At 30.1% G+C, this 15991-nt stretch carries 30 protein-coding genes; all 30 read left to right on the top strand.

Annotation, left to right across the window (positions count from 1 at the left end; all coding sequences use genetic code 11):
* Nucleotides 1–87 precede the first annotated feature (87 nt).
* Nucleotides 88–264 (top strand): hypothetical protein, encoded by a 177-nt coding sequence (locus NSQ92_RS09540; RefSeq protein WP_341152663.1) that lies wholly within the window; start codon nucleotides 88–90, stop codon nucleotides 262–264.
* 13 nt (nucleotides 265–277) lie between these two features.
* Nucleotides 278–451, top strand: a complete 174-nt coding sequence (locus tag NSQ92_RS09545; RefSeq protein WP_341152664.1) for a hypothetical protein — start codon at nucleotides 278–280, stop codon at nucleotides 449–451.
* Between the two features lie 236 nt (nucleotides 452–687).
* Nucleotides 688–942, top strand: a complete 255-nt coding sequence (locus NSQ92_RS09550) for a hypothetical protein (protein ID WP_341152665.1) — start codon at nucleotides 688–690, stop codon at nucleotides 940–942.
* Between the two features lie 8 nt (nucleotides 943–950).
* Nucleotides 951–1487 carry a hypothetical protein gene (locus NSQ92_RS09555; RefSeq protein WP_341152666.1) on the top strand — a complete coding sequence of 179 codons (537 nt, stop codon included), beginning with the start codon at nucleotides 951–953 and terminating at the stop codon, nucleotides 1485–1487.
* Between the two features lie 29 nt (nucleotides 1488–1516).
* Nucleotides 1517–1804, top strand: coding sequence for a hypothetical protein (locus NSQ92_RS09560; RefSeq protein WP_341152667.1), 288 nt, complete (start codon nucleotides 1517–1519; stop codon nucleotides 1802–1804).
* On the top strand, nucleotides 1794–2291 hold the full coding sequence (locus tag NSQ92_RS09565) for a hypothetical protein (protein WP_341152668.1): 498 nt from the start codon (nucleotides 1794–1796) through the stop codon (nucleotides 2289–2291). The genes NSQ92_RS09560 and NSQ92_RS09565 overlap by 11 nt, the downstream gene beginning before the upstream one ends.
* A 7-nt stretch (nucleotides 2292–2298) precedes the next feature.
* On the top strand, nucleotides 2299–3081 hold the full coding sequence (locus NSQ92_RS09570) for a DUF1385 domain-containing protein (RefSeq protein ID WP_341152669.1): 783 nt from the start codon (nucleotides 2299–2301) through the stop codon (nucleotides 3079–3081).
* A 101-nt stretch (nucleotides 3082–3182) separates the two neighbouring features.
* A complete protein-coding gene (locus NSQ92_RS09575; RefSeq protein ID WP_341152670.1) occupies nucleotides 3183–5288 on the top strand; it encodes a KAP family P-loop NTPase fold protein in 2106 nt (701 codons plus the stop codon).
* Nucleotides 5289–5441: 153 nt separating this feature from the next.
* Complete coding sequence (locus NSQ92_RS09580; RefSeq protein ID WP_341152671.1) at nucleotides 5442–5609, top strand: hypothetical protein; 168 nt, start codon at nucleotides 5442–5444, stop codon at nucleotides 5607–5609.
* 80 nt (nucleotides 5610–5689) lie between these two features.
* Nucleotides 5690–6832, top strand: a complete 1143-nt coding sequence (locus NSQ92_RS09585; RefSeq protein ID WP_341152672.1) for an AimR family lysis-lysogeny pheromone receptor — start codon at nucleotides 5690–5692, stop codon at nucleotides 6830–6832.
* A 27-nt stretch (nucleotides 6833–6859) separates the two neighbouring features.
* Nucleotides 6860–7015 carry a hypothetical protein gene (locus NSQ92_RS09590; RefSeq protein ID WP_341152673.1) on the top strand — a complete coding sequence of 52 codons (156 nt, stop codon included), beginning with the start codon at nucleotides 6860–6862 and terminating at the stop codon, nucleotides 7013–7015.
* Nucleotides 7016–7165: 150 nt separating this feature from the next.
* Nucleotides 7166–7369, top strand: coding sequence for a hypothetical protein (locus NSQ92_RS09595; RefSeq protein ID WP_341152674.1), 204 nt, complete (start codon nucleotides 7166–7168; stop codon nucleotides 7367–7369).
* Between the two features lie 89 nt (nucleotides 7370–7458).
* Nucleotides 7459–7638: a hypothetical protein gene (locus NSQ92_RS09600; RefSeq protein WP_341152675.1), complete on the top strand. Its 180-nt coding sequence runs from the start codon at nucleotides 7459–7461 to the stop codon at nucleotides 7636–7638.
* 196 nt (nucleotides 7639–7834) lie between these two features.
* Complete coding sequence (locus tag NSQ92_RS09605; RefSeq protein WP_341152676.1) at nucleotides 7835–8275, top strand: hypothetical protein; 441 nt, start codon at nucleotides 7835–7837, stop codon at nucleotides 8273–8275.
* Nucleotides 8276–8322: 47 nt separating this feature from the next.
* The gene (locus tag NSQ92_RS09610) at nucleotides 8323–9363 is read left to right on the top strand and encodes a hypothetical protein (protein ID WP_341152677.1); all 1041 of its coding nucleotides are present in this window, start codon (nucleotides 8323–8325) and stop codon (nucleotides 9361–9363) included.
* 12 nt (nucleotides 9364–9375) lie between these two features.
* The gene (locus tag NSQ92_RS09615; protein ID WP_341152678.1) at nucleotides 9376–9951 is read left to right on the top strand and encodes a sigma-70 family RNA polymerase sigma factor; all 576 of its coding nucleotides are present in this window, start codon (nucleotides 9376–9378) and stop codon (nucleotides 9949–9951) included.
* Between the two features lie 273 nt (nucleotides 9952–10224).
* Nucleotides 10225–10818 (top strand): HNH endonuclease, encoded by a 594-nt coding sequence (locus tag NSQ92_RS09620; protein WP_341152679.1) that lies wholly within the window; start codon nucleotides 10225–10227, stop codon nucleotides 10816–10818.
* Nucleotides 10819–10853: 35 nt separating this feature from the next.
* The gene (locus NSQ92_RS09625) at nucleotides 10854–11096 is read left to right on the top strand and encodes a hypothetical protein (protein ID WP_341152680.1); all 243 of its coding nucleotides are present in this window, start codon (nucleotides 10854–10856) and stop codon (nucleotides 11094–11096) included.
* A 216-nt stretch (nucleotides 11097–11312) separates the two neighbouring features.
* Nucleotides 11313–11549: a hypothetical protein gene (locus NSQ92_RS09630; protein ID WP_341152681.1), complete on the top strand. Its 237-nt coding sequence runs from the start codon at nucleotides 11313–11315 to the stop codon at nucleotides 11547–11549.
* A 152-nt stretch (nucleotides 11550–11701) separates the two neighbouring features.
* The gene (locus tag NSQ92_RS09635; RefSeq protein WP_341152682.1) at nucleotides 11702–12931 is read left to right on the top strand and encodes a DNA polymerase IV; all 1230 of its coding nucleotides are present in this window, start codon (nucleotides 11702–11704) and stop codon (nucleotides 12929–12931) included.
* Between the two features lie 18 nt (nucleotides 12932–12949).
* Nucleotides 12950–13291 (top strand): YolD-like family protein, encoded by a 342-nt coding sequence (locus tag NSQ92_RS09640; protein ID WP_341152683.1) that lies wholly within the window; start codon nucleotides 12950–12952, stop codon nucleotides 13289–13291.
* An 89-nt stretch (nucleotides 13292–13380) separates the two neighbouring features.
* On the top strand, nucleotides 13381–13518 hold the full coding sequence (locus tag NSQ92_RS09645; RefSeq protein WP_341152684.1) for a hypothetical protein: 138 nt from the start codon (nucleotides 13381–13383) through the stop codon (nucleotides 13516–13518).
* A gap of 35 nt (nucleotides 13519–13553) precedes the next feature.
* Entirely contained in the window at nucleotides 13554–13802 is a 249-nt protein-coding gene (locus NSQ92_RS09650; RefSeq protein WP_341152685.1) for a hypothetical protein, read from the top strand.
* Nucleotides 13803–13834: 32 nt separating this feature from the next.
* On the top strand, nucleotides 13835–13993 hold the full coding sequence (locus NSQ92_RS09655) for a hypothetical protein (protein ID WP_341151488.1): 159 nt from the start codon (nucleotides 13835–13837) through the stop codon (nucleotides 13991–13993).
* Nucleotides 13994–14158: 165 nt separating this feature from the next.
* A complete protein-coding gene (locus tag NSQ92_RS09660; protein WP_341151487.1) occupies nucleotides 14159–14383 on the top strand; it encodes a hypothetical protein in 225 nt (74 codons plus the stop codon).
* Nucleotides 14384–14409: 26 nt separating this feature from the next.
* The gene (locus NSQ92_RS09665) at nucleotides 14410–14589 is read left to right on the top strand and encodes a hypothetical protein (protein ID WP_341151486.1); all 180 of its coding nucleotides are present in this window, start codon (nucleotides 14410–14412) and stop codon (nucleotides 14587–14589) included.
* The gene (locus tag NSQ92_RS09670) at nucleotides 14586–14927 is read left to right on the top strand and encodes a hypothetical protein (RefSeq protein ID WP_341151485.1); all 342 of its coding nucleotides are present in this window, start codon (nucleotides 14586–14588) and stop codon (nucleotides 14925–14927) included. The genes NSQ92_RS09665 and NSQ92_RS09670 overlap by 4 nt, the downstream gene beginning before the upstream one ends.
* Nucleotides 14924–15187, top strand: a complete 264-nt coding sequence (locus NSQ92_RS09675) for a hypothetical protein (protein ID WP_341151484.1) — start codon at nucleotides 14924–14926, stop codon at nucleotides 15185–15187. The genes NSQ92_RS09670 and NSQ92_RS09675 overlap by 4 nt, the downstream gene beginning before the upstream one ends.
* A gap of 231 nt (nucleotides 15188–15418) precedes the next feature.
* A complete protein-coding gene (locus tag NSQ92_RS09680) occupies nucleotides 15419–15604 on the top strand; it encodes a hypothetical protein (protein WP_341151483.1) in 186 nt (61 codons plus the stop codon).
* Between the two features lie 112 nt (nucleotides 15605–15716).
* Nucleotides 15717–15971 carry a hypothetical protein gene (locus tag NSQ92_RS09685; protein WP_341151482.1) on the top strand — a complete coding sequence of 85 codons (255 nt, stop codon included), beginning with the start codon at nucleotides 15717–15719 and terminating at the stop codon, nucleotides 15969–15971.
* Nucleotides 15972–15991: the final 20 nt, after the last annotated feature.

Genomic DNA, 15991 nt, shown 5'->3' on the forward strand with positions numbered 1-15991 from the left:
TTAAATATAAATAAATTGATATAATATTCCTAATTAGAGGGAAACTTCATAGAATTGTCACCATTTTCTTAATGGGAGTGGAAGGATATGATTAAAGGTAGGAGAGTTGTTGTAATAAGTGATAATAGCTTATTTGAAGGACGTAAAGGTATTATCTTAAAACGAGATCGATTTTATATTCATGTACAGTTTGATGATCATCCGTATGTTGAGAAGTTTGTAGAAGACGAATTAATGTTTATTGAAGAAGTGGAAATCCGTTAGAAAAGGAGACTCTATGAACAAAATATTTCAATGTTATGCGGATAGTGATTATATTGTCGATTTAAATGAAACTATCATTGCGACGACAGATGAGGAAGCAAGAAGTAAATTTGAAGAGTTACTAAATAAATTGAATTTGCGTTTTGGAGAGATACATGTAATTGAATTAGAAACAGCCCTAAAATAAGGGCTGTGGTTACATATCATATACTCTTAGTCATCCCACATTGGCGACATTTTCTAAAGAGTTTACCATTCTTAATCGAGTTCTCAAAATGAGAATTGTTACAGTGGTCACACCTTCCAGCGTTTTTATCTGGATATTCACTGTAATCATAAATTTTTTCTTTATCAAATTGTTCCATTGTATCACCTTCTGAAGTTAATAAAATTATCATAGCAGAAATTAAGGAGGAGTAATAGATGTTAGCGGACATTAATAATATTAATTACATTAAAAATATAAATAAATTTTATATAGTGGTTGAGTATTCTAGGCTTCCTGTTGAGACATTTGATACAGAAGATGAAGCTCAAGACTTCATCAGAGGTTATACAAGTGGACTAGAATTAACTGAGGCTATGAGACTAGGAAAATATTATCGTATTTGTGTTGAGCTTGATATGAAGGATGGAGTAAAATATAGGAAGGTAAGTGAGGTATTGGCAAATAAATAGAGAATGGGATGAAGGAGTGGATAGTAATACAATTTATCAAAATAATTTTTATAGGGTTTTCGAAATTAGTTTTGTTGATTGTTGTTTTATTATTGATAATTTGGTATTTACCACCCTTATTAGGGTATAACGAAAAAGAAAAAGTAAATAACCCATTAATAGAGGGGTTTGATGATTATTGCACTATTAAATTAAATGGAAATACTGTGTTTAATCAAGAAGTTGAATTTATTACAAATGATCCTAATAACTATGATTTATCCGTTGAATATGAATGTGTTGGGATTGGAAATTATCCGGATGGGATGATAAAAGCTAATATGTCAGTGACATCACCAATTGGTAAAACAGCTACTTTTGACTTGAAGCACGAATCAATCGAAGTAAATAGTAAATTAATAGATAGATACTTTTATTATGACCTTATCACTGAAAGAGAAGCCTTAAGCTTAAGAAGTGGTTCATATAAGTTTAAATTTTATATCGATGGAGAGAAAATTCATGGAACCCACAATGTTAATGTTATATTTCAAAAAGATAGATGAAAGTGACCCTAGGAAAGGATGAGTGAATTATGAGATTCTGTAACGAATTCTATTTAACTAAAAATGAAAAATTAGATTATGAAGGTAATATTATACACACATATTATACACTAAGATCATTTGATTTAGATAAAATGAATATCGAGTTCGATACCTTCGATGAAATAAAGGCAATTCCGTTTTTTGAACCTAGTAAATTTTTAGACTTTGTTAAAGATTTTTGGAGCGAAGATCTTATTGAGAAGTTTCTTAAAGAAGAAGAATACAATATAAACGGAAATATAATTAGCTTAAAAGGAGTTACTTATGAAAAATAAGATATATATTGATGTCGAAAGACAAATATCTTTAGATTTGGACGGTAATGCCGATAATAAAGACTTTATAGAATTTAAATTAATTAAAGAAATTGATGGCAAAACTGAAACTGCTTATTTGGAAGTTGGAGAAACATTCGAAGAGTTGAAAGAAAAGGAATATGATACTGCTTATAATTTATTGAAGGATTTACTGGATGAAGGTAAAGATGAGTGGATCATAGATATAGTAAATGTTGGAGAATATGATTATGCTGGTAAAAAGGTTGAAGTTACACTAAAAGATATAATCATATTCTGTAGAGAAGAATACAAAGTAGAAAATAATGATAAACAGTGGATAATGAATGTAATAAAACCCTATTTAAAGAGTTTCAAAGATAATACGGATTATGAGGATTTTATATTTAATTTATTGAAATTTACACTTAATGAAGATTTAGAAACTGACGAGATTGTTAAATATTTTGACAGTTTGAATAAGTAGGTATGATATGAGACACGGCGGTAAAGCATTATTCAATGGAGTTGTATTCGAATCAACTGATGTAAAAGCTAAGGCAATTAGAAAGAAAGGTAAAATCATTACTAGTCACAACATTGATCATAGGAAGTACGAATATACCGAAAATACACGATTTAGTATAAATGATTTTTTGGAAAGAGTACCTTTTATTAGAGGCGCATGGTTTGCATTAAAAGTAATCGCAAGCGCTTGGAAAATGTTTATAGTGTTATTTATTTCACTAATGAGTTACACATTTTTATTTTCTCAGGGTAACACAGAGGGAGCAAATGATATTAACATTAACTTCGACTACTTTTTTATAGGTATTTGGGTGGCAGTATTCTTAACTTTTCATATAACACAAATAGGAAAATATCATGCAGCTGAACATATGACATCTAATTGCTATCTAAGTGGAAAATCGTTGACGGTTGAAAATGTTAGAAAACAATCAAGAATTCATAGAGCATGTGGGACGAATTTAGTTATTTTCGTAAGCTTAGTTGGTTTATTATTATCGATTATTCCATTTACTAGAAGTTGGAACGATTTTTTAATATTGCTACTTACTTGGTCAATAGCATTTGAACTTTTTGTGATTGAAGATAAACGTGTTAAAAGAATACTTGAGCCAGTTTATAAAGTGGGTTCTTTTGCTCAGTACGTATTTTTCACATCAAAGCCAAAAGACGAACATCTAGACGTTGCTATTGAATCATTTAAAACGATGGAGAAGTATCAAAAAGAATTAGATGAAATGGGAGTTTAGTTAATGGGTTAATTATAATGTAAAGGGTGTCCTATTTATCTTTTTTTAAAGAACAAGTAAATGAAGTCTTTTATTTTAATATGGAAATGAGGAATATATGAATGGTATTTAGTAATTATTCTTCCGATAGTCCGGTTAATGATATAAATCAAGATAGATTTAATAGATATCCTTTTGCTCAAAGAATTTCAGAGATTATTTCGAATAGAACTGATCCTAGTAGTATAGTAATTGGGATAAATGGAGCATGGGGAGAAGGAAAAACGTCTGTATTTAACTTTATTGAAAAAGAATTAGAATTTAAGGAACATATAGTAATTCTAAAGTTTAATCCTTGGCGTTTTGTTTCAGAAGAAATAATGCTCACTAACTTTTTTAATGAATTAGCTCGATCTATAGACAAATCATTAGAAACCAATTCAGAGAAATTAGCGAGTTTTATAAATAAATTTGGCAAGCCAATTGGAACAATTGTTGGTAAGGGAGAAATCGTAGACGGAGTAGCTTCTTTCTTTTCTGGTGCTGATTTAGAGGAATTAAGAAACCGTATTGAAGAAGCACTAGCTAAGGAACAAAAAAGAGTTGTGATTCTAATTGATGATATCGATAGATTAGATAAGAATGAAATTCATTCATTATTTAGATTAATAAAATTGTCAGCTGATTTTCAATATACGGCATATGTGTTAGCTTTTGATAAAGATGTCGTGTCTTCCGCATTACAAGATAGATATTCATACGGTGACAATTTAACTGGAATGTCATTTCTAGAAAAAATTATACAAATTCCTTTACAATTACCTTTAGCTGAAGTAGATGATCTTAGAGAATTTTGTGTAGAAGATCTAAATAGAATATTACACGATAATAAAATTGAGTTATCAGATTCTGAAGCGAGCGATTTCATGTATTACTTTACTGGAGGTTTAGAATTATTTTTTAAGACACCTAGACAAGTAAAGTTGTATTCAAATATCCTTTCTTTTTCGATTCCTTTATTAAAAAAAGAGGCTAATATAGTTGATTTAATGTTAATAGAGGGAATAAGAGCATTTATTCCTTCAGTATATAACTTTATTAAGGATAATAGAGAAATTTTCTTAACAAGTTATAATAAGGGATATGGAAGTTCTCATGATAATGAGGAAAAATCAAGACGTGAAAAACTAATTAATCAATGTTTAGAAAAGTTTGATCATGAAGAATCGGAAGGGATTAAAAAAATGTTAAAATATATGTTCCCTAAAATAGAAGGTTTTTTAGGGAACAATTTTTACGGTAACGCAGAAGCAAGATGGAGTGAACAACAAAGAATTTGCTCAATAGACTATTTCCAGAGATATTTCTCTTATTCCGTTAGTAAAAAAGATGTTGCAGATCAAAAAGTTAGTTATATACTTGATATTGCAAAAAATGCTGAGAGTGTAATAGATGTATTAAATGTTATAAATGAGACTATCACTACAGCAAATAAAGAGTCCTTATTCATTAAGTTAAGAAGGAAATGTTCAAAAATCTCAGAAAAACAAAAGCTTAATCTAATAAAATCAGTGGTAGAAATGTCTAGTTCATATGTTGCAATAGAAGGTTTTTTTAAAGCACCTAAGTACGGTGAAGCAACTTTTTTAGTAACTGACTATATAGAGAGTATTGAAGATGAAAAAAAGAGAATGGAATTTGTTGAAGAGACAATATCATCAACGGCAAATTTAGATTTTGCTATCGACTACTTTACTTGGTTTAGAAGAGAGAGAGAAGATGAAAATAAAGAGGGAGAATTTACTAAGGAAGAATATTTTGATATTGGAAGATTTCTAATATCAAATTTAAGTAAGGGTCTATTAGAAGAAAGAACAAAGATAACTGATTATGATATTTCAAATATTATTTATTTATGGCACACTTATGGTGATACTAATGAATTATTACATTATTTAGATGGGTTATTTAAAAAAGAAGAGATTAATGTTTTTGATTTGTTGGAATCCTATACACCAACATCTTACAATGCAAAGGGGGATCTAAAGAGAGATAAATACGAAGCTTTAGTTGATATCATCGCCCCTGAAAGTATCATTAGCATGATACATAAACATTTCCCTAATTTAAAGACCCAACAGACATATCCATCATGGATATATGAAACAAAAGAAGATAGACAATTATTATTAGCCAGTCAATTTATATGGCTACACGAGAATAAATGAGACATTTTATTAGGGAGTACCCAGATTGTTTTGACACTCCCTAATATTTTTAAAATTAAATATAAATAAATTAACAAAAACTATTGACAGGTAAATATAAATAAATTACAATAAGTACATAAGTTAATAAATCAATTTGAAAGAGGGATTAAGATGGACGAGATGAAGATTTTTGGTCTTATCCCTTATGAGAAAAGCAACGAAAGAGATCGCATCATAAAAGGGTTGAAAGTAGAATTTGGTAAAGATGTAAAAGTGAAGATTTTGACCCATTACATAGAATATCGAGCAAGGAAAAAAGAAGTGGAATTAGTTATTTAGAAGCACGTAGATTACCTGTAAATAGTCTGGAAAGTATAGTAAAATATACTTATAATTCATTAAAATGGACGAGGGTGGAAATGATGAAAGGATTAAGACAAAGAATTTTAAACGATATCGAATCTACTAGAGGACTTGCTACTAAAATGGCAAAACTTGCAGGGTATGCTACTGCTGCTAAATTCAAAGAAATGATTTCCAAAGAAAATGGAGATATTGAGAAATTTGACGGTTTTGTTAGAGTTGTTCATCATATGTACCCAGAAGAAAAATTTGAATTAATGAGTGAGTTTGCAAAGACATTAAATCCCAATACCATTACAGCTAGATTCATGTTAGAATACTTAACTTTATATAAATTAGCTGAAGATAAAAAAAACTTGTTAGAATTAATGTTAAATGCTTCTAACGAAGAAAGTAAAGAATGGGCATTTGTTTATCATATAGACAACATGTTAATAAATGAAGAAATAGATGCAGAAGATGCTATTCACAAGTTAGTAACAAAAAACTACATTACAAATGATATGAAAGTGTTTTCTAAAATTGTGCAATTTTATGCTCATTTAGATAAACAAAATATCAATACACTTAAAAGTATTCATCAAGAAATACTTGAAACGATTGAAGGAATTAAACAAGATTTTTCAAGGAACACTTTCAAAGCTAGGTTTTTTGCTATTAATAGTCGAGTGAATCTGCTAAATGGAAATAGTGCGATTAAAGACGATATTTTCCTTGTTAGAAATGCTTTAAATCCAATTAAAGCTAATAATTTCTTACAGTATGCTAATAGTCATATGTTTAATGATTATAAAAAGGTTAAAGAATATCTGGATGAAGCCGATAGCTATGCTTTAGATAATCCTACAATTCAAAAGGAAATAGTTAAAAGTAGGAATTTTGCAGCTATCTATTATAGAGATTTCTCTAGTTATACAAAAGATGGAGATTTCAGCAATGAATTATATTACTACTGTATGAAAAAAGAGCAAGTATTAGCTGAAGCCATTTTAGAGAAAATAGATTTTAACAAACTTACTGATTATCAAAAAGGGTTTAATTGCTACTACAGAGGATTGCTATATGGAGACAAAAAATTATTATGTAAATCAGTAGCTTATTTCAATGTATGTGGAGATAAGTATTATAAAAGATTACCAGTTGAAGAACTTGGTAAATTAGGAGTAGAAGAATTTTACTTGGAAGCCTTAGTATCCTAATAAATACAATTGAAGGGAGGTGATTAAATGAAAAAGTTTATCGTGAAAATCATAGCAACAGGATTTATTCTTGGAGCTGCAGCTTTTGGTGTATCTCAAGTTGACATTCAAAAGTCTGCTGACCTAGATCAAGACATTCAATACAAGCAAGCATATGATCCAGGAGATGGAGTAAGACCGTAATGAAATCATAACTACATATTTTCTAGTTTTAAACAGTGGTGTTATCCTTTAATTAGGGTAACACCATTTGTATTTTAACCAAAAGATACCTAATTAACAAAAAAGGACAATTGGTATCATATATAAATAAACTAAAAGGGGAGATTTGAAATGAAAGAAAAATATTCGTTAGCAAAATTACAAGCGGCTTACTTACCAATTACATTAAGAAAAGAACAAACGAATGGTGAAGGGGTATGTATGCATTGCTGGCAAAGTGGATGCGACTGTGAAAATACTGGAGATATAAAGAATGATCCATTTATCAACTTAACTGAAGTACAGGTAGTTAGTAAGTATCTAGTAGCAAATTAATGATTGTTTTAAAAATAAATAAATTAACACTTTACACTTCCGTCTCACAATGGTACACTTTATTTAAGAGATAAGTCGGAGGTGTTTTTGTGTTGGTATCAAATATAATTAATTTGAAAGATAGAAGAATAGAAAAAATGTATATAGATTTTTATAAACATGGAGGACTTGATCTTAGATTAGATAATGTACCTTATAGCAAAATTAATGGAAAAGTTGTTAGAATTAGAAGAGATTCACCTGCAATGTTATATAAAACTGCTAGATAAAATACTCAATCATATTACATACTATCGAACTCATAAACATAATAATAAATTGAAAATTATACAAATACTTGTTGATTAAATATAAATAAATTGCTAAAATATAGATAAGTTAAAAATGGAGTAAGTTAATTGCTTCATTTTTTGCATATATAAATATAAAAATATAATTAAATAAAAGGAGGAATAGGAAAGAAAGATGGCAACAACTACAACATTAGATAGGGAGTTATTAATGGACTTAATTCAGAAGAATACTGGATGGTCTGAAAGTGTAATTAGAAGTTTTTCGGCAGATAGCCTGAAAGAGATTTATGGATATATACTTAGAAAGCATCTAGTTACAAAAGCAAGGATTACATACACAGGTGAACACGGATTAAGAATTCATATTCCGGTAAGAATTAGAGAAAAGTTGAATTTAAAAGATGGAGACAGGTTTGGAATTAAAACAAGTAGTGAAAGAGAAGTGCTCCTTGATCCTAACAGCGATAGATTAATAGTTAAAATGAATAAGAACGGTAGAGTTCCTTTACCAATCAAGCTAATTGATAGGAAGATACTGAAAGAAATTGACGATGTGTTGGTTAGAGTGGTCAATGGTAAGATTATTCTGAAGTCTTTTACATATTTTCAGTAATGATATCATAATAAATATAAATAAATTACATAAGAGGAGATGTTGATTTGAGTAATATTATTAAATTCCCGGTAGAAGGTAAAGAATTATTTTTGTTTGAATTAGATGGAAAAATGGCAACGATAGCCCCAGAGTTGATGGCATTTGAAGGTTATAGGGATGTGAGACGAGCGTGGTTTGATATTAAGACTAAAGAGGATTTCGAAGAAGGTTTTGAATATAAGACTCTCAAAGGTGAAGAGTTAAGGATATTTAAATCAATATTAAAAAACAACGACTTAAATACACTCGTTGGTGAAATAACAACGACATTGTACGAACAATATTCTAAAGTACCGTCTGTTGATATAGTCCTAGAAGAAGGCATATACGGAGCGATGTACGCTTCAAATTCAGGTCATGCTAACAAGTTTAAAAAGTTCATGAGAAGAGAGGTTACTCCTCAACTAAATGAAGTAGGGTATTATGATCCCAAACAAGCAGAAATAATGAAAATTGAGGATGAGAAAGAGAAAACTATTTCATTGAGACTTTATAACTTAGAAAAAGTTCTACAGGTTGATTCAAGTGATATGTTAACTTTACTAAACTACAATAATACAAAATTAGAGTTAGAAGCTTATAAAAACTCCAAAAGAATTGATTTAATGGAGAATAAGGTAACTAAGATTGAAGATAAAGTAAATCGTTCTGTCGTAGTGAGAGTTGGAGATTGTACTGGTGAAGCCGTAGCAAGAGAATTTAACATATTTAGTGCAACGAGTAATAAACCACATAATAAATTTGCAGAACACATGGCTAAAGAATTAGGAATTTACATAAGTCCAGATGGAAATGAAGGACATGAAGATAAATTTGTAACTGTTAATGTTGTTCAAAGGGGTGGAGTGGAAGTTCCGACATTGAAATATAGTAAAGAAGCAGTGAAATTAATCAAAGAATACATAGAGTCAGAAGGATTAAACTTTGAAGAAGTTGAACGAGGATTGAGAGGAAAGGATAAAGACAAGTTTAAACGAGCAAAAATTGCATTTAGCACAGGGAATATATGGGTTAATGAGAGTACATATAACATATATAACAGTTAAAGAGAGGTGGAAATGATGAAATTAGATAAAATGACCAATGAAGAGTTAATAGGTCTTTATTGGTCAACTAATGATGAATATGTGAAAGAGCGCTTCTTTGAGAAGAATCTCAAGATGGTTCACGGAGAAGTGAATAAATTTAGACCTAATAAACAGCAAAGAGATGAAATGGTGTCGGAAGGTTATCTAGGCATGCTAAAGGCATTTAATACTTTCGATGTAGATAAAGGTTGCAAATTTAATACATATGGAACATTGTGCATTAAAAATGAAATACTCATGTACTTAAGAAGACAGAAAACAATTAATAAATATACATATTATAGTTTGAATCAACAAGTGGAAAACAATGAGGATTCTTTTACATATGAAGAAATTACTGCTTCAGATTGCGTTGATAGTGATACGTATACAATGGTTCAAGACAAACTACGTACTTTTTATGCTATGGCTGATCCTAGAGAAAGAAAGATATATTACTTAACTAAAGTAAAAGACTTGACTCAAGAGGAAATTTCAAAGGAAATAGGACTCAGTAGACCAAGTGTGGCTAGGTATTTGAAAAAGATTAAAAATAAATTACAATAAATGATTCGTTTAAGTGAAAATAAGAAAGGATTGATCAATATAAAGATATGTTCAATTGAAGGATGTAATGAGAAACATGAAGCCAAAGGTTACTGTAAGAAGCATTATAGATCATTTTATAAATACGGAGATCCGTTATATAAAAAGGAAAAGAAAGATAATGTTAAGAAATACCCTAGTAGTAGAAAGCCGAGAGTGTCATATGAATCGAACCATAAAATAATTAATAATGTTGAACATAAATTATGTTCAGAGTGTAGTAAGTGGTTACCAATGAATAGTGATAATTTCTATAAAAATAAATCAAATTATGTAGATGGATTCCATCCATATTGCAAAGAATGTACTAAGTTGAAAAATACTGAATGGAAGAACAACAACAGAGACAAAGTTAGGAATTGGGACAATCAATATGCTAAAACAACTAGGAGAAGAGTGAGTAAAAGAAAGCATACTACAAAACAAAGATTGAGTGGCTATGGTATTAAATGGAGACAGGAAAATAAAGATAAAATAAAACAATATAACTTTAAAAGAATGAATAAAAATCACAATATTACAAAACATGAATGGGAAAGTTGTAAATCTTATTTTTTATATTCGTGTGCATATTGCGGCATAAGTGAAAAAATAGCAAAGCTTCAACAAGGGCAATATTTACACAAGGAACATGTTTTTCATACTGGTGCAGACGATTTGAGTAATTGTGTTCCAGCTTGTAAAAGCTGTAATAGTCAAAAATGGGAATATGAATTTGAAGAGTGGTATAACGAAGATAATTTAAGGTATTCAATAAAAAGATTTAATAGAATAATAGCTTGGTTAAATGAAGATTATAAGAAATACACAGAAAAAAGTAAAGGTTAACTATTAATAATAAATTACATAAAGGTGTGTAAGATATGAGTAAAGATTACTTTATTGGTATCGACGAGATGTTAGAAAAGGTTGAAAAAGTACAGGAATCACAAGACTTAAATTGCAGCTGTACAGAATGTTCTTGGAATATGTATTCTCCTAATAAAAATGATTCAACTACATGTGTTTCTGAAAGTTTAACGGACTTTAAAATGACACCTAATTCCAAGAAATGCAAAGGATTTTGGAGTTATGAAGAAGCTTGTGGACATAAGAAAGGAGAATAGGCATGAAGTACATAGTATTATTATTTAATTTAATTTTCTTAGGTCTATCGTTGTATGCTTATTACCTGTTCTGGTTTGTTAACCCTGAAGAAAATACTCTTACAGCAGCCTACCTATCTACTATTACAGCGATCATGATGTATGTTAAATATAGTAGCTTGAGTAAATTTAAGTAATTAAATCATTTATTTATCAAAACTAAAGGAGGAATACTTAATGGATAAAGTTTACGTGGTTGGTTTAGGACATGGTGCTCACAGAAGAAATTTCTTGGGTACAACTAATATCTTAAAGGCTGTTAACTTGTATGTAGAATATGTAAAAGATGATGATTTAGAAATAGAGATAGATAATCCTTATATGGAAGTATATATCCAAGGTAACAAGGTGGAGAATTTTACGCAACTTGAGACTGATGTAGATAGAATTAAAGAATATTTAGAGTCGCTATGAATAAAGAAGATTGAATATTGATAGTGTTGAAGCATTGAGATAACTTTTTCATGGTTTCCAAAAGGGATATTTAGGAATAATTATTTTGTTGAATATCGAACGTATATTCGTATATAATAAGAAGAACAAATGTTCTTTAAGGAGACAAAAGCATGAAAGAAAAAGTGATATTCCTTGTAGATATGGAATCATTTTATGCGACAGTAGAAAAAGTTACTAATAATCAATATAAGGATAAACCGTTAGTAGTAGCAGGTGATCCGAAAAAAAGAAGCGGAATAATCTTAGCAGCATGTCCGTTAGCAAAAAAATGTGGAATTAAAACTGCTGAGCTATTAGGAGAAGCGATAAAGAAGTGTCCAGAAGTAGTGGTTGTAAAACCTCATATGCAAAGATACATTGATGTATCAATTGTAATCAGTAGCATTATGGAAAGATACACGGATATGATCGAACCATTTTCAATTGACGAGCAATTTATGGATGTTACAGGTAGTCAAAAACTGTTTGGATCTCGATATGAAATAGCAAAATTGGTACAAGAATCTATTTTTAATGAAACAGGAGTTAGAGCAAGGATTGGAATTGGAAAAAATAAAATTTTGGCTAAACTTGCTTGTGATAACTTCGCCAAAAAGAATCCAGAAGGAATATTTGAACTTAGGGAAGACAATTTACATATGTTATGGGAACTTCCTATAGGAAAAATGTTTGGTGTAGGAAGTAGAATGGAGAAGCATTTGCAAGGAATGGGTATTTTTAAAATCGGAACACTGGCTAATTTTCCTATAGAGATACTAAAGAAGAGATGGGGAATAAACGGAGAAGTATTATGGCAAACAGCAAATGGGATAGATTATTCTCCAGTTAAAGTGACAACACATTCTAAGCAAAAAGCAATAGGGCATCATATGACTTTGCCAAGAGACTATGAAACGGCTGATGAAATTAAAATAGTACTTTTGGAATTAAGCACAGAAGTTGCTAGAAGGTGTAGAGCTAAAGGATATTTAGGAACGACAATAACTTGTAGCATAAGAGGTGCTGATTTTGATTTCCCAACAGGATTTCATAGACAGATGACATTAACCTTTCCGACTAATTATGATTTAGATATCTTCAATGGTGTATATAAACTATTCATGGATAACTGGGATAGACGACCTGTTAGAAGTGTCGGAGTATCAATAACAAATTTACAAAAAGATGAAGAGTATCAGATTGATTTATTTAATGATTACTTACCAAAAGAAAATTTAAATATTGCAATAGATAAAGTTTGGAATAAATACGGAAGAACTGCTCTTTTTCGAGCGTCTTCATTAACCAAAGCAGGGCAAGCAACAGAACGAGCGAAGAAAATTGGCGGACATTACAAGTAAAAAAGGGTGGTAATTATCATGGCTAGTAAATTGACTAAGGGTGCAAATTTAAGATGGGAATCGAGTAGAATGATGCTTCCTGAACATGTGGAGCAGTTTAATCAATATAACAGAAGTAAAACAATAATAAGTAAGCCGATCGTAGATGAGCAAAAACTTGAAGAGATAAATAATGTTTTACAAATCGCAATAGAAGATTATACTCCAGTGTGCATTGAAGTTTTTAAACATGGTAAGATACAAGAATTTAGTTGCTACATCAATAAATTCGATAATATCACGAAAAAATTACATATTACCAATGAAGAAGGAAAAATGAGAGTGGATTTAGAAGAAGTAGTCGATATTAATCTTAGTTGAAGAGTGAGGTTTTTATCTCACTTCTAAATAAATAAAAATAAATTGAAGATGAATGTTCCATTTATTAAAGGAGGAATAAAGGTGATCCAATGGATTTAACAGATAAATTATTAATCGATTTGAAAGCTAAGAAAATTATTAACTCTGATATGGAATCTCATGTCATTTGTCTGCTTATTGATGAAATTTTTAAGCTGAAAAATGAATTAAATCGAGTTGAAAAGTAACTTTCATTAGAAATAAATTAAAAGGAGATATGTAATTGGAACAGAAAATTATTATTAGAAGAGATCAATATTTAACATATTTAGAGGATGAAACGATTGATAAATTAAAAGTTGATTACCATCATACTTCTTTTAGCACATATGATACAAGTAGACCGTACTTACATATTCAAGTTGGTGACTATGATGAGTTTAATCTTTATGTTGAGATGAGTGAGTATAAAATGGAAAATCTAATCAAACAACTTGAGGAGCAATTAAAAAAAGTAAGATATGGTATTTAATAAAAGACCGATTTTAAAGGAGGATAGAGAATTTGACTGTACATGTCTTAGTAAAAATAACTGATTCTTGTAAAATAGAGACTAATGTTATTTCAGAGGAAGAAGACAATTGGGAAGGGGTATATAGAGAATTAACTTCTAATGGATGGAAGCACTCATGTACTAGAAAATTTGAAATAGGGGGAATTTAGTGGAAGAAAAACATATCTATCCAAATTGTAACATCGAAATGAAGTTAAATTACCAAATCGGATTGGGACGAAAGAGGTCAAATATTCGTACCTAGTATAGAATGTGATATTGGTTCATTGGGATGGGAAGTTGATTGGAAAGAAGATTAAAGAGAGGTGGTTAGCGTGATTACAAAATTAATTAAAGGGTCAGAAGGAAATGTAAAAGCATATGCCTTTAGATTCTTAGGAAAGTCGTGGATTGTGGCTGTCTCAGAAACTAAATGGCATTCGGGTGAAAAGTATAAGCGCACTCCAGTTTGGATGTCGAATTTAGGAGGCACTATCCCTGCGTTGTTTATCTGGAAAGTAGCAATTGGTTTTGATAATAGAAAACAGATAAAAAAGTAATTTTAATAGGTTAGGAGAATGAAAAAATGGATCAAGATGTATCGAAAATGTGGGGGAAATCAATAAGCGTTTCAGTGATTGAAAGACTTACACAGTTAGAAAATGAAAATAAATTATTAAGCGCTGCTCTAGAGGAGATTGCAAAAGAAACAGGTACTCCTTATGCCGATACAGCGCAAAAAGCACTAGATGAGGTGAGAAAGTGAGTCATTTGGATAATATTATAAATCGTAAAGCAAAAGGTTGGCGTAACATAACAATGAAAGAGTTTGATAGAGACATTAGAGAACTTCAAATGGAGTATAAATGTAGAAAAGAAGAATCTGATTGGTTAATTAAAATTAGAGAAGATTTAAGTGATATTGAGTTTCCACCAGGTGTCCATGAGTATGCTATTGCTAAACCAGAAGGTATTTATCAAATGGCAATGGAGTTGAAGAAGCAATATAACATACTTAAAGATGGATTAAATCAAATTGCTGAACATAAAAATACACTTTATGGTGCGATTGCTCAAAGTACGTTGAATAAGGTGAAACAATGAAATATCATGTTACTCCAAAACAAGCAAAAGAAGTCACAGAAGAACAGTTTTACTCAATGTTTAATGACATAGCACCTAGAGATGATTGGGCTAATTATCATCACAGGAAAATGGACGTTGGTAAAATGATTGATTGGTTAGATTATGTAAGTATACATAAAGGTTTTAATGAGTGGTTTGTAACTTGTTACGAAGTTGAGTACACGGGTAATGAGTTAGTAGATGCTTTGTGGGAAGCTGTTAAAGATAACTTAGAATAAATGAATGTTTTTAATAAAAATAAATTTCAAGAAGGTGAAGGCGTTGTTTAAAGGTTTCTGTGTTGGAGTATGGACTGCATTAGCTATTTTAATGAATTCTTATAGTTACATTAACAACGAAAGAGAAATGATGTATATAAGTTCAATTCTATTGATGGCTACATTTTTCGCCTTCGGATTAGCCTTAGGTGAGTTTAATAGAAATAAAAAGGTAAGAGGTGAAATTAAGAAGTGAAATTAGCAAATGCTGATGAGTTTATAGTATGGGCTGAAAAAAGAATGGCGGCTTTAGATCACGAAATACTTAGAGACTTTGGTGGTGGGATGACAAATAAATTAGGTCGTTACAATGAATTAAAGGCTATTAAGGAAATGTTTGAGCGAGGAGTTTTCATTATTGGAGATGAAAAGCCATGAATATACTCAAAGATATACATAGAAATAAATTAAATTACATAAAACAATTTGAAAAGACTGTTAAGGAGTCATTGAAGATGATTAAGTGTAGAAAAGACAAGGAGGAGAAAACTTGAGAGATAATGTTAAACATTATAGTATTGAGTTTGGAGGCAATAAAAGACTGGATATATCGTTATATATAGGAAATTTTATTAGCAGAATATCAATGGAAGTTTGGACAAAAGGTGTACATCATACTAATATCACGAGTCAATATACATATCTAAATTTCGAAAAGATTATGCCGAGGAAATTAGGTGAGAAAATAGCGAGGTATCAAATAAACAAACAAGCAGAAAGATTAACAGGGAAAAAGTTTTTCTAAATTCAGTTTAGGAGGAATTA

Source organism: Niallia sp. FSL M8-0099, assembly GCF_038006945.1.
In the GTDB taxonomy this organism is placed as follows: Bacteria; Bacillota; Bacilli; order Bacillales; family Cytobacillaceae; genus Niallia; species Niallia circulans.